The sequence below is a fragment of the Streptomyces sp. NPDC103540 genome (assembly GCF_055584445.1).
Map to the genome: position 1 here is coordinate 228172 of NZ_JBVJMA010000003.1, position 13221 is coordinate 241392.

General features: G+C 70.3%; 10 protein-coding genes and 1 pseudogene. 4 read left to right on the top strand and 7 right to left on the bottom strand.

What is annotated here, in order from left to right:
- Positions 1 to 14 precede the first annotated feature (14 nt).
- Positions 15 to 2615 carry an ATP-dependent chaperone ClpB gene (gene clpB, locus ACZ6ZI_RS09035; protein WP_469518649.1) on the bottom strand — a complete coding sequence of 867 codons (2601 nt, stop codon included), beginning with the start codon at positions 2613 to 2615 and terminating at the stop codon, positions 15 to 17.
- Between the two features lie 111 nt (positions 2616 to 2726).
- On the opposite strand from clpB, the gene ACZ6ZI_RS09040 reads away from it, so the two are divergent.
- Positions 2727 to 3131, top strand: coding sequence for a pyridoxamine 5'-phosphate oxidase family protein (locus ACZ6ZI_RS09040; RefSeq protein ID WP_469518091.1), 405 nt, complete (start codon positions 2727 to 2729; stop codon positions 3129 to 3131).
- A 229-nt stretch (positions 3132 to 3360) separates the two neighbouring features.
- On the opposite strand, the gene ACZ6ZI_RS09045 is transcribed toward ACZ6ZI_RS09040, so the two are convergent.
- Together ACZ6ZI_RS09045 and ACZ6ZI_RS09050 are read right to left on the bottom strand one after the other, a co-directional pair.
- Positions 3361 to 3678, bottom strand: coding sequence for a (2Fe-2S)-binding protein (locus ACZ6ZI_RS09045; RefSeq protein WP_363053703.1), 318 nt, complete (start codon positions 3676 to 3678; stop codon positions 3361 to 3363).
- On the bottom strand, positions 3678 to 3965 hold the full coding sequence (locus ACZ6ZI_RS09050) for a hypothetical protein (RefSeq protein WP_363053702.1): 288 nt from the start codon (positions 3963 to 3965) through the stop codon (positions 3678 to 3680). Before ACZ6ZI_RS09050 ends, ACZ6ZI_RS09045 begins: the two co-directional genes overlap by 1 nt.
- A gap of 102 nt (positions 3966 to 4067) precedes the next feature.
- On the opposite strand from ACZ6ZI_RS09050, the gene ACZ6ZI_RS09055 reads away from it, so the two are divergent.
- Positions 4068 to 5099 (top strand): helix-turn-helix transcriptional regulator, encoded by a 1032-nt coding sequence (locus ACZ6ZI_RS09055; RefSeq protein ID WP_363053701.1) that lies wholly within the window; start codon positions 4068 to 4070, stop codon positions 5097 to 5099.
- 195 nt (positions 5100 to 5294) lie between these two features.
- On the opposite strand, the gene ACZ6ZI_RS09060 is transcribed toward ACZ6ZI_RS09055, so the two are convergent.
- Genes ACZ6ZI_RS09060 through dnaK form a run of 4 tightly spaced genes read right to left on the bottom strand, consistent with a single transcriptional unit; the run spans position 5295 to position 9509 of the window.
- On the bottom strand, positions 5295 to 5759 hold the full coding sequence (locus ACZ6ZI_RS09060; protein ID WP_363053700.1) for a heat shock protein transcriptional repressor HspR: 465 nt from the start codon (positions 5757 to 5759) through the stop codon (positions 5295 to 5297).
- Position 5760: 1 nt separating this feature from the next.
- A complete protein-coding gene (gene dnaJ / locus ACZ6ZI_RS09065) occupies positions 5761 to 6945 on the bottom strand; it encodes a molecular chaperone DnaJ (RefSeq protein ID WP_469518094.1) in 1185 nt (394 codons plus the stop codon).
- A gap of 45 nt (positions 6946 to 6990) precedes the next feature.
- Positions 6991 to 7668, bottom strand: coding sequence for a nucleotide exchange factor GrpE (grpE, locus tag ACZ6ZI_RS09070; RefSeq protein WP_363053698.1), 678 nt, complete (start codon positions 7666 to 7668; stop codon positions 6991 to 6993).
- Positions 7668 to 9509 carry a molecular chaperone DnaK gene (gene dnaK, locus ACZ6ZI_RS09075; RefSeq protein ID WP_363053697.1) on the bottom strand — a complete coding sequence of 614 codons (1842 nt, stop codon included), beginning with the start codon at positions 9507 to 9509 and terminating at the stop codon, positions 7668 to 7670. Before dnaK ends, grpE begins: the two co-directional genes overlap by 1 nt.
- Before the next feature lie 241 nt (positions 9510 to 9750).
- On the opposite strand from dnaK, the gene ACZ6ZI_RS09080 reads away from it, so the two are divergent.
- Both ACZ6ZI_RS09080 and ACZ6ZI_RS09085 read left to right on the top strand, forming a co-directional pair.
- Positions 9751 to 10275: a sugar transferase gene (locus tag ACZ6ZI_RS09080; protein ID WP_469518095.1), complete on the top strand. Its 525-nt coding sequence runs from the start codon at positions 9751 to 9753 to the stop codon at positions 10273 to 10275.
- Between the two features lie 110 nt (positions 10276 to 10385).
- Positions 10386 to 12602: pseudogene (locus ACZ6ZI_RS09085) on the top strand (heterodisulfide reductase-related iron-sulfur binding cluster); the annotation flags it as partial.
- Between the last annotated feature and the right edge of the window lie 619 nt (positions 12603 to 13221).

Here is a 13221-nt window from a genome sequence, read left to right on the forward strand (position 1 = left end):
CCCCTACAGGGCCTTTACGGGACCTTTCCGACCAGCAGGCCCTCGCCCGCCACGTCCACGCGTACGGTGTCCCCGTCGCGGACCTCGCCGGCGAGGATCTCCCTCGCGAGGCGGTCCCCGACGGCCGTCTGGATCAGCCGGCGCAGGGGGCGCGCCCCGTACGCCGGGTCGTTGCCCTCGTCCGCCAGCCAGGCCAGCGCGGCCGGGGTGACGTCCAGGGTGAGGCGGCGTTCCGCCAGGCGCCGGGCGAGGCGGCCGATCTGGAGCTCGGCGACGTGGGCCAGCTCGTCGCGGGTCAGCGCGGAGAAGACCACCAGGTCGTCGAGGCGGTTGAGGAACTCCGGCTTGAAGCTCGCCCTGACCACGTCCAGGACGCGGGCCTTCTTGTCCTCGGGCGTGGTGGTCGGGTCGACGAGGAACTGGCTGCCCAGGTTCGAGGTCAGGATCAGGATCGTGTTGCGGAAGTCGACCGTGCGGCCCTGGCCGTCGGTGAGGCGGCCGTCGTCGAGGACCTGGAGCAGGACGTCGAAGACCTCCGGGTGGGCCTTCTCGACCTCGTCGAGCAGCACCACGGAGTACGGGCGCCGGCGGACGGCCTCGGTGAGCTGGCCGCCCTCCTCGTAGCCCACGTAGCCGGGCGGGGCGCCGACCAGGCGGGCGACGCTGTGCTTCTCGGAGTACTCCGACATGTCGATGCGGACCATGGCCCGCTCGTCGTCGAAGAGGAAGTCCGCGAGCGCCTTGGCCAGCTCCGTCTTGCCCACGCCGGTCGGGCCCAGGAAGAGGAACGAGCCGGTGGGCCGGTCGGGGTCGGCGATGCCGGCGCGGGTGCGGCGCACGGCGTCGGAGACGGCCCGCACGGCCTCGGTCTGGCCGATCAGGCGGCGGCCCAGCTCGTCCTCCATGCGCAGCAGCTTCTGCGTCTCGCCCTCCAGGAGGCGGCCGGCGGGGATGCCGGTCCAGGCGCCGACCACGTCCGCGATGTCGTCGGGGCCGACCTCGTCCTTGACCATGGAGTCCTTGGCGGAGCCGGCCTGGGCGGCGGTGGCCTCCTCCTCGGTGGCCTCGGCCAGCTCCCGCTCCAGGGCGGGGATCTCCCCGTAGAGCAGCTTGGAGGCGGCGTCGAAGTCGCCGTCGCGCTGGGCGCGCTCGGCCAGGCCGCGCAGGTCGTCCAGGCGCTCCTTGAGCTCGCCGACCCGGTTGAGGGACTGCTTCTCCTTCTCCCAGCGGGCGGTCAGGCCGCGCAGCTCCTCCTCGCGGTCGGCGAGGTCCTTGCGGAGCTTGTCGAGGCGTTCGCGGGAGGCGGGGTCGGACTCGTTCCTCAGGGCCAGCTCCTCCATGCGCAGCCGGTCCACGGAGCGCTGGAGCTCGTCGATCTCGACGGGCGAGGAGTCGATCTCCATGCGCAGCCGGGAGGCCGCCTCGTCGACGAGGTCGATGGCCTTGTCGGGCAGGAAGCGGGAGGTGATGTACCGGTCGGAGAGGGTGGCGGCGGCGACGAGGGCGCTGTCGTTGATGACGACCTTGTGGTGGGCCTCGTAGCGGCCCTTGAGCCCGCGCAGGATCGCGATGGTGTCCTCGACGCTGGGCTCGGCGACCAGCACCTGCTGGAAGCGGCGCTCCAGGGCGGGGTCCTTCTCGATGCGCTCGCGGTACTCGTCGAGGGTGGTGGCGCCGACCATGCGCAGCTCGCCGCGGGCCAGCATGGGCTTGAGCATGTTGCCCGCGTCCATGGCGGAGTCCCCGCCGGCGCCCGCGCCGACGACGGTGTGCAGCTCGTCGATGAAGGTGATGATCTGGCCGTCGCTGGACTTGATCTCCGCCAGGACGGTCTTGAGCCGCTCCTCGAACTCGCCCCGGTACTTGGCGCCGGCCACCATCGCGCCGAGGTCGAGGGAGACGAGCCGCTTGTTCTTCAGCGACTCGGGGACGTCGCCCTTGACGATGCGCTGCGCGAGGCCCTCGACGACGGCGGTCTTGCCGACGCCGGGCTCGCCGATGAGCACGGGGTTGTTCTTCGTACGGCGGGAAAGGACCTGGACGACGCGGCGGATCTCGTGGTCACGGCCGATGACGGGGTCGAGCTTGCCCTCGCGGGCGGCTGCCGTGAAGTCCGTGCCGAACTTCTCCAGGGCCTTGTACTGGCCCTCGGGGTCGGGGGTGGTCACCCGCCGTCCTCCTCGTGCGTTCTGGAAGGCGGCCAGCAGCTTCTTCGCGGTCGCGCCCTGGGCGGAAAGGACCTCGCCGGCCGCGCCGCCCTTGGCGGCGACGGCGATGAGGAGGTGTTCGGTGGAGAGGTAGTCGTCGCCGAGCCGGCCCGCCTCGGCGTCGGCCTCCGCGAGGACGGCGAGCAGCTCGCGGGTGGGCTGGGGCGGGGCGACGGTGGAGCCGGTGACGCTGGGCAGGGCCGCGAGGAGCCGCTCGGCGCCGGCGCGTACGGCCGCCTGGTCGGCTTCGGTGGCGGCCAGCAGGTCGGTGATGTTCTCGTTGTCCTCGCCGGCGAGCAGGGCCAGCAGCAGGTGGGCGGGGGTCAGGTCCGCGTGGCCGTCCTTGACGGCCCTGCTGGTGGCGGCGTTGAGGGCGTCCCGGCTCCTGTTGGTCAGTTCGGCGTCCACGTGCGACTTCTCCTCTCCGGAGGGATCGGGTACGTGCATGGATCTGACACGTACAGCGTGCGTAAAGTTGAGTCTATTCCACTCAAGGCAGCGCGCCGTACGCTTCGGCGCATGTCCCATGACGTACTCAACCCGACGGCCGAGTACCTCGCCTTCTGGCGGGAGCGGCACGTCTGCACCCTGACCACCCCGCGACCGGACGGAACGCCGCACGTGGTGCCCGTCGGGGTCACCTACGACCCCGGGGCCGGACTGGCGCGGGTGATCAGCAATCGGCACAGCAAGAAGGTCCGCAACGTCCTGGAGGCGCCGGAGGGCTCGGCGCGGGTCGCGGTGTGCCAGATGCAGGGCAAGCGCTGGGCCACCCTGGAGGGGCGCGCGGTGGTCCGTACGGACCCGGCGTCGGTGGCCGAGGCGGTGGAGCGCTACGCGGAGCGCTACGGGCGGACCCCCTCGCCCAACCCGGACCGGGTGGTCCTGGAGATCAGCCTGGACCGGGCGATGGGTCGCGCCTGAGGTCCGACGGGCGGAGGCCGGAGGGCGGCCGACGGCACCCGGAGGGCGGCCGACGGCACCGCCCGACGTCCGGCCGACGGCGCCGGACGCCCCGGGGCGCCGCCTCGATGATTGTCCGGTTCAACCACTGGACGCGGACATCACAACGGCGCCATCGTGGTCAGGTCCACGATGGCGCCGTTGTGTGGGGGTAGCACCTGAGGCGATCTGCAACGACGGGGGAATCGCTTCAGGCACTGCGGGGGGTGGCGGCGGTGGTGACATCGGGTTCGAAGAGCTGGTGGTCGCGCTGATCGAGGTTGACGAAGACCATGCCGTACCGCACTTCGCAGCGGACGGGCTGCGGTGCGCCCCGGGGGCGGCGCAGGCAGCGGTAGGCGCGGACGTCTTCGTCCTCCTCGCGCACGACGACGATCGGCTGGCCGAACAGGGTGACCATCAACGAGTCGCCGGCGTAGGGGATTGCGGTGACGAGATCGATGAACTGCCAACCCGACCGGTACGCCGAAGCCATCTCGCGTCGGAAGTCGCGGTCGTCGGGGGTCATCAGACGACCGTCACGGGGGTGGTGTTCCAGCCGCTGTCCGACTCGTCGTTCGGTCCGACGATGTTCCAGCCGCTGTCGAAGTCGGCTGCGACGATGTTCCAGCCGCTGTCCGCCTCGCCTGCCGGCGTGGCGTTCCAACCGCTGTCGGGCTTACCTGCCGGCGCGGTGTTCCAACCGCTGTCGGCCAGAGCGCTCCCCGCATCTCCGCTGGCGGCGCTGACTGCCCCAAAGACCGCAACAGCGGAGAAAACAACGGCAAGCGCCGAGCGAAGCATTCTCTTGTACATGGTCGGCTTCGTCCTCACTTGATGGAATCCTCTCCCCCGCACGTCAGACCATGGCTCATTCAGGCACGTTACGGCCACAGGGACGATGCATCATGTTCTTGCATGTTCAGGACCCTGGGGGGTGGAGATTTGCCCATAAGAGACACAAACCCGACACATCCCCACCCCGTGACGGCCATGTGCGACGAGGGCGCACGACTGTACGCGGCGGCGCTCAGCACGGGCCGGGTGCCGAGGGGAGAAGTTGAAAACGTCCCCTGCCTGCTTGAATTCGCCCTGCTGCGACCCGACCCGGATGACGCGAACCAGCTCCGCGCGGTTCCGCCCGCGGTCGCCCTCGCACAGCGCCTCCACCCCCTGGAACGCGAGATCCAGGACCGCAGGCGCAGCGCCGTCGACCTCACCGATGCATTCGAGCCGTTCCTCGCGCTCAGCGCGCAGAACCCCGCCAACACCCACGCCATCACTGTGCTGGAGGGATTCGACCAGATCAACGCCGCGCTCGATCTGGCGACGGCCGAATGTCATACGGAGATGCTGACCGTCCAGCCCGGCGGCGCACGGCCCTCCTACGCCCTCAGCGAGGCCCTGGAGCGCGACGCCCCGCTCATCGACCGGGGCGTGAGCATCCGGACCCTCTACCAGCACACCGCCCGCCACAGTCAGGGCACGCTCGCCTACGTGGACCGGATCTCCACGGGAAAGGTCGAGATCCGCACGCTGGAAGAACTCATCGAGCGGCTCATCGTCTTCGACCGGACCGTGGCCTTCATCCCGGTCAGCGACGACCGCCGGGTCGCGTTGGAGCTGCGCCACCCCGGGCTGGTGGACTACCTCATCAAGGTCTTCGAGCAGCTGTGGCGGCGCGCCGTGCCGCTGAGCGACGAGGTCACGTACACGCACACGCCCGACGGGATCTCGGGCGTGCAGCGCTCCATCGCCCAGTTGCTGGTCGAGGGGCACGTGGACGAGGCCATCGCGCGCCGGCTCGGGATGAACGTCCGCACCTGCCGGGCCCACATCGCACGCCTCGCGACGGCCCTGGGCAGCGGCAGCCGGGCACAGCTCGGCTACCTCATCGCCCAGTCCGGCATCCTCCACCACGCGGGAGCGCCGGAGGGCCCGGAGGCCTGAGCGGCCCCCGGGGGCCCGTACGGACCCCGGGGCCACCCGGAACCCCCCGTACCGCCCCCGCAGGGCCCCACGGAGCCCTGGAGGGCCTCCGGCGGGGCTTCCCGGACCGTGCTTCCCGGGCGGACGTACGACGAACAGACGCGCGAAGGCCCCGCCCGGGATCCGGGCGGGGCCTTCGACGCACTGTGCGGGCCGTCAGTCCATCGGGCGCTTGGGGCGCCAGACGACGAGGGCGTTGCCCGGCTGCGGCGGCTGGTACGGCACCAGGTCGCGGCGGTACGAGGCGTGCACCTGCGCCTCGCGGGCCTGGAGGGCGGCGGCCGCGCCGTCCACGGCGGTGGACAGCTCGGCGACGCGCTGCTGGAGCGCCGCCACCTGGTTCTCCAGTTCGATGATCCGCTTGATTCCGGCCAGGTTGATGCCCTCGTCCTGCGACAGGGCCTGGACGGTGCGGAGCAGTTCGATGTCCCGGGCGGAGTACCGCCGGCCGCGGCCGGCCGTCCGGTCCGGGGAGACCAGCCCGAGACGGTCGTACTGGCGCAGGGTCTGCGGATGCAGGCCCGAGAGCTGGGCGGCCACCGAGATCACGTAGACCGGGGTCTCGTCGGTCAGTTGGTAGGGCCCGTTACCGAAACGGGGCTGACTGCGGCGGCCGTCCATTTCATGCTCCCTTCACGGAGTCGAACAGCTGGGCGCGCGGATCCTCCGATACCGTCGCGTCCCGGTACATCTCCAGGGCCTCCCGGGCCTTGTCGGACAGCTCCGTCGGAACCGCCACCTCCACCGTGACGAGGAGGTCGCCGCGGGTGCCGTCCTTGCGGACCGCACCCTTCCCGCGGGCCCGCATCGTACGGCCGCCGGGGGTGCCCGGGGGGAGCTTCAGCGTGACCGAGGGGCCGTTCAGCGTGGGGACCTTGATCTCCGCGCCCAGGGCCGCCTCGGCGAACGTCACCGGAACGGTCACCGTGAGGTTGTCGTCCTTGCGGCCGAACACCGGGTGACCGTCGACGTGCACCACCACGTACAGGTCGCCGGCCGGGCCGCCGCGCTCGCCCGGGGCCCCCTTGCCGCGCAGCCGGATCCGCTGGCCGTTCGAGACGCCCGCCGGGATCCTGACCTGCATGGTCCGCGAACTGCGGGCGCGCCCGCTGCCCTTGCAGACCTCGCAGGGGTTCTCCGCGATCAGGCCGCGGCCCTTGCAGTCCGCGCAGGGGTCGGTCAGCGAGAAGCCGCCGCCGCTGCCCCGCGAGACCTGGCCGGTGCCGACACAGGTCGGGCACACCCGGGGGGTGCCGTTCTTGTCGCCGGTGCCCGAACAGGCCTTGCAGGGAGCCTGCGAGGACATCCGCAGCGGGACGGTCGCCCCGTCCACCGCCTCCGTGAAGGAGAGCGTGACCTCGGACTCCACGTCCTGACCGCGGCGCGGCTGGGTACGGGGGCCACCCGCGCCGGCGCCGCCGCCGCGGTTGAACAGGCCGCCGAACACATCGCCCAGGCCGCCGCCGAAGCCGCCGCCCGGACCGCCCTGCTGGGTCCCGCCGAAGAGGTCGCCGAGGTCGAAGTTGAACGAACCGCCGCCCGCGCCCGGGCCGGGGCGGAAGCCCCCGCTGCCGAACAGGGCGCGCGCCTCGTCGTACTCCTTGCGCTTCTTGGCGTCCCCGAGGACGTCGTTCGCCTCGGAGATCTCCTTGAAGCGCTCCTCGGCCGAGGCGTCGCCCTTGTTGGCGTCCGGGTGGAACTCGCGCGCGAGCTTCCGGTACGCCTTCTTGATCTCGGCCTCGGTGGCGTCCTTCGGGACACCGAGGACCTTGTAGTAGTCCTTCTCGACGAAGTCCTTCGTGCTCATCCCCGGTGTCCCTCCTCTCGGATCCCTCTGCCTACATGGTGTGCGTCAGCCCTTGTCGGGGGCATCCGCGTCCTTGTCAGACGGCGTGTCGCCATCCGCGGACTCGGACTTGGCGGCCGGCGCCGCGCCCGGCTGGGGCTCGGCCACGGCGACCCGCGCGGGGCGGATCGTACGCTCGCCGATCCGGTACCCGGGCTGCAGGATCGCCACACAGGTCGTCTCCGTGACGTCCGGCGCGTACGAGTGCATCAGGGCCTCGTGGATCGTCGGGTCGAAGGGCTCGCCCTCCTTGCCGAACTGCTGCAGCCCCATCTTGGCGGCGGCGGTCTCCAGCGATTCGGCCACCGACTTGAAGCCGCCGACCAACTCGCCGTGCTCCCGGGCCCGACCGATGTCGTCCAGGGTCGGGAGGAGCTCCGTCAGGAGGGACGCGACCGCGATCTCCTTGACGGCGACCCGGTCCCGCTCCACGCGACGGCGGTAGTTCTGGTACTCGGCCTGGAGCCGCTGGAGGTCCGCGGTGCGCTCACCGAGCGCGGTACGGGCCTGGTCCAGCTGCGCCAGCAGGGCCGTGTCCTGGGCGGACTGTGCTGCGGAGTCCCCGGCCGGGGCCGCGGCCTCCTCCTTGGAGGAAGCTGCGGCCTTCGGCTCGGCGGCGTCGTCAGGCGTGCCGTCGGCGGGGACTTCGGGCTTCTCGTCGAAACCCGGGGTCTCCTCCGACATCAGGCAGCGCCACCCTTCGGCTTCTCGTCGTCGACGATCTCGGCGTCGACGACGTCGTCGTCGGCCTTCGCCTGGGCGCCCTCGGCGCCACCGGCGGCCTGGGCCGCCTGGGCGTCGGCGTAGATCGCCTGGCCGAGCTTCTGGCTGACCGCGGCGAGCTTCTCGGTCGCGGTGCGGATCTCGGCGGCGTCGTCGCCCTTGAGCTTGTCCTTCAGCTCGGTGACGGCCGTCTCGACCTCGGTCTTGACCTCGGCCGGGACCTTCTCCGCGTTGTCCGCGAGGAACTTCTCCGTCTGGTAGACGAGCTGCTCGCCCTGGTTGCGGGACTCGGCGGCCTCCTTGCGGCGCAGGTCCTCGTCCGCGTACTGCTCCGCCTCCTGGCGCATGCGGTCGACCTCGTCCTTGCCGAGCGAAGAGCCGCCGGTGACGGTCATCTTCTGCTCCTTGCCCGTGCCGAGGTCCTTCGCGGTCACGTGCATGATGCCGTTCGCGTCGATGTCGAAGGAGACCTCGATCTGCGGGACGCCACGCGGGGCCGGCGGCAGGCCGGTCAGCTCGAACATGCCGAGCTTCTTGTTGTACGCCGCGATCTCGCGCTCGCCCTGGTAGACCTGGATCTGCACGGACGGCTGGTTGTCCTCGGCCGTCGTGAAGATCTCGGACCGCTTGGTCGGGATCGTGGTGTTGCGCTCGATGAGCTTGGTCATGATGCCGCCCTTGGTCTCGATGCCGAGGGACAGCGGGGTCACGTCGAGGAGCAGGACGTCCTTGACCTCACCCTTGAGCACACCGGCCTGGAGGGTGGCGCCGATGGCGACGACCTCGTCCGGGTTGACGCCCTTGTTGGCGTCCTGACCGCCGGTGAGCTCCTTGACGAGCTCGGCGACGGCCGGCATGCGGGTGGAGCCGCCGACCAGGACCACGTGGTCGATCTCGGACAGCTGGATGCCGGCGTCCTTGATGACGTTGTGGAACGGGGTCTTGCAGCGGTCGAGCAGGTCGGCCGTCAGCTGCTGGAACTGGGCGCGCGTGAGCTTCTCGTCCAGGTGCAGCGGGCCCTCGGCGGAAGCCGTGATGTAGGGCAGGTTGATCGAGGTCTCCGTGGAGGAGGACAGCTCGATCTTCGCCTTCTCGGCGGCCTCGCGCAGACGCTGGAGCGCCATCTTGTCCTTGGACAGGTCGACGCCGTGACCGTTGGCGAACTGCTTCACCAGGTAGTCGACGACGCGCTGGTCCCAGTCGTCACCACCGAGGTGGTTGTCACCGTTGGTGGCCTTCACCTCGACGACGCCGTCACCGATCTCCAGGAGCGACACGTCGAAGGTGCCGCCACCGAGGTCGAAGACGAGAATGGTCTGGTCGTCCTTGTCGAGGCCGTAGGCCAGGGCGGCGGCGGTCGGCTCGTTGACGATGCGCAGGACGTTGAGGCCCGCGATCTCACCGGCCTCCTTCGTCGCCTGACGCTCGGAGTCGTTGAAGTAGGCCGGGACGGTGATGACCGCGTCGGTGACCTTCTCACCCAGGTAGGCCTCGGCGTCGCGCTTCAGCTTCTGCAGGATGAAGGCGCTCATCTGCTGCGGGTTGAAGTCCTTGCCATCCAGGTTGATCTTCCAGTCAGTGCCCATGTGGCGCTTGACGGAGCGGATGGTCCGGTCCACGTTCGTGACCGCCTGGCGCTTGGCGACCTCGCCGACGAGGACCTCGCCGTTCTTGGCGAAGGCGACGACGGACGGCGTGGTCCTGGCGCCCTCGGCGTTGGTGATGACGGTGGGCTCGCCGCCTTCGAGAACGCTGACGACGGAGTTAGTGGTGCCCAGGTCGATGCCGACCGCACGTGCCATTTCGATTCCTCCAGCTGACTTGAGTGGAACAGGCTCAAGAATGCCCCACCAGTGCGCTCGCGTCAACAGAGGTGAGTCGAAGGGACTCAACCTTTAGGCGGCCCTTACGCTCATGGACAGATCGGACAGGGGTGGAACCGGGCGCCCGGGCACGGACGGGGCCCGCGGGACGCCCCCCAAGCGGGGGACGCCCGCCGCGCGGCGCGCCCGGGGCGCGGCGGGCGTCCGGCACGCTGCCGGCATGCCTCTGCTGCTCACGCTCCCCGCCCGACCCGGGCCGTGGCCGGCCAAGCGGGTGTTCGACCTGGTCGGCGCGGCGATCCTGCTCGGGCTGCTCCTCGTGCCGCTGCTGGTGGCCGGCGCCGCGCTCGGCCTGCGCCCGCGCGCGCGGGTCCTCGTACGCGAACCCGTGCTCGGGATGGGCGGGCGACCGTTTCGTGCCTGGCGGCTGCGCACGGAGGGCGCGGGGCGGGTGGGCGCGTGGATCCGGCGGTGCGCCCTCGACGGGACGCCGCAGCTGCTGAACGTGCTGCGCGGGGAGATGTCGCTGGTCGGCCCCCTCGCGCGGGCTGAGGCGGATCGACCCCTGCGCCTGTGGGTAAGACCCGGAATGACCGGATTGTGGCAGGTCAGCGCACGCTCGGACCTCCCCTGGGAGGAGATGGACCTGCTGGACCGGCACTATGTGGAGAGCCATTGGCTGGGGATGGATCTCGCGATCCTCACTCAGACGCCTCGGGCGGCCTACCGACAGAGGCATGCCTGAGCGACACAGATCACCGCTCGCTCACCTACAGTGCGGCGCGGGAAATGGGTAACCTCAAGCCTTGACTCAATAAGTTACCGCTTAGTAAGTCCCGCCCGAGGAGCCCTTCCATGCAACTCGCCGCGATCATCGTGTCGCTGGTCCTGACCGTGGTCGGCGTCGCGCTGCTCGCCCGAGCCGTGGCGCAGATCTACCGGTTCGTGAAACTCGGCCAACCCGTCCCGGCGGGCAGCCGCACGGACCGTCCGAAGGAACGAACGATCACCCTGGTCAGGGAGTTCCTCGGGCACAGCCGGATGAACCGCTGGGGCATCGTCGGCTTCGCCCACTGGTTCGTCGCGATCGGCTTCCTGACGCTGCCGCCCACCCTCGTGCAGGCGTACGGCCAGCTGTTCCAGGCCGACTGGATGCTGCCGATCGTCGGCGAGTTCCTGCCGTTCGAGATGTACACCGAATTCATCGGCATCATGACGGTCGTCGGCATCGTCGTGCTGATGGTCATCCGACTGCTCAACCTCCCCTCGCGGGCCGGTCGCAAGTCGCGCTTCGCCGGCTCGAAGGCCTGGCAGGCGTACTTCGTCGAGTACATCATCCTCACCATCGGCCTCGCGATCCTCGCGCTGCGCGGCCTCGAGGGCGCGATCCACCACGTGGACTCGTACGAGCCGGCGTACTTCGTCTCGTACCCGCTGGTCCTGGCCTTCAAGGGGATGTCGCTCGGCGCCCTCCAGAACGCCATCTACTTCACCGCGATGATCAAGATCGGCACCTCGCTGATCTGGATGATCACGGTCTCGCTGAACACCAACATGGGTGTCGCCTGGCACCGCTTCCTCGGCTTCCCGAACATCTGGTTCAAGCGCAACGCCGACGGCGCCACCGCGCTCGGCGCGCTCCAGCCGATGACCAGCGGCGGCAAGGAGATCGACTTCGAGGAGCCCGGCGAGGACGACGTCTTCGGCGTCTCCCAGGTCGAGCAGTTCTCGTGGAAGGGCATCCTCGACTTCTCCACCTGCACCGAGTGCGGTCGCTGCCAGTCGCAGTGCCCCGCCTGGAACACGGGCAAGCCGCTCTCCCCGAAGCTCCTGATCATGTCGCTGCGCGACCACGCGCACGCCAAGGCCCCGTACCTGCTGGCCGGCGGCGGCAAGACGATGGAGGGCGAGGAGAAGGCCTCCGCCGAGCAGCTGAAGGACGTCCCTGCGGCCGCCCTGGCCGAGGCCGAGCGCCCGCTGATCGGCACCGCCGAGGAGAACGGCGTCATCGACCCCGACGTGCTGTGGTCCTGCACCACCTGCGGCGCGTGCGTGGAGCAGTGCCCCGTCGACATCGAGCACATCGACCACATCGTCGACATGCGCCGCTACCAGGTGATGATCGAGAGCGCGTTCCCGTCGGAGGCGGGCACGATGCTCAAGAACCTGGAGAAGAAGGGCAACCCCTGGGGTCTGGCCAAGAAGCAGCGCGTGGAGTGGACGAAGGAGGTCGACTTCGAGGTCCCGATCATCGGGAAGGACGCGGAGGACCTCTCCGAGTTCGACTACCTGTACTGGGTCGGCTGCGCGGGCGCCCTGGAGGACCGGGCGAAGAAGACCACGAAGGCCTTCGCCGAGCTGCTGAACATCGCGGGCGTCAAGTTCGCGATCATGGGCGGCGACGAGAAGTGCACCGGTGACTCGCCCCGTCGCCTCGGCAACGAGCCGCTGTTCCAGCAGCTCGGCCAGGAGAACGTGGCCATGCTGAACATGGCTTTCGGCGAGGACGACGACGACCCGTCGACGAAGAAGCCGAAGTCCGCGAAGCGGATCGTGTCGACCTGCCCGCACTGCTTCAACACCATCGCGAACGAGTACCCGCAGCTCGGCGGCGAGTACGAGGTCATCCACCACACGCAGCTGCTCCAGCACCTGATCGACGAGGGCCGGCTGCTGCCGGTGACCCCGGTCGACGGCCTGATCACGTACCACGACCCCTGCTACCTGGGTCGGCACAACAAGGTCTACACGCCGCCGCGCGAGATCATGTCCGCCGTTCCGGGCCTGCGCCAGCAGGAGATGCACCGCCACAAGGAGCGGGGCTTCTGCTGTGGCGCGGGTGGCGCGCGGATGTGGATGGAGGAGCGGATCGGCAAGCGCATCAACAACGAGCGCGTCGACGAGGCCCTGTCCCTGAACCCGGACATCGTGTCCACCGCCTGCCCGTTCTGCCTGGTCATGCTGACCGACTCGGTCAACGGCAAGAAGAACGACGGCCAGGCCAAGGAGTCCGTCCAGGTCGTGGACGTCGCCCAGCTGCTGCTGGAGTCGGTCAAGGCCCCGGAGCCGACGGAAGAGGAACTGGCCGCCGCGGCGGCGGAGGCCGAAGCGGTGGCGAAGGCCGCCGCGGAGGCCGAGGCGAAGGCGGCCGAAGAAGCCGCTGCCGCCGCGAAGGCGAAGGCCGAGGCGGAGGCCGAAGCTGCTGCCGCCGCGAAGGCGAAGGCCGAAGCCGAGGCCGAAGCCGAGGCCGAGGCCGAAGCTGCCGCCAAGGCGGAGGACGAGGTCAAGGCGGAAGCCGAGGCGAAGGCGGAGGCGAAGCCCGAGGCGGAGGCCGAGGCCGAGGCCGCTACCGAGCCCGAGTCGAAGCCGGAAGCCAAGGGGAAGGCCGCGGCCACGCCCGACGCCGAGGTCAAGGCCGAGGCCGCGCCCGAGGCAGACGCGAAGGCCGAGACGGAGCCGGAAGCCGAGGCGAAGGCGGACGAGGAGGCCGCCGTCGAGGCGAAGCCGGAGGCCCTGGCCGAAGCCGCTGCCGAGCCCGAGGCGAAGTCCGACGACAAGGCCGCGGTCGAGGCGAAGGCGGAGACCGCCGACGAGGCCAAGGCCGAGGCCGACGCCGCGTCGGAGGAGACCGAGCCCGAAGCCAAGGCCGAGGAGGCCCTGGACGCGGAGGTCGAGGCGAAGGCCAAGGAGA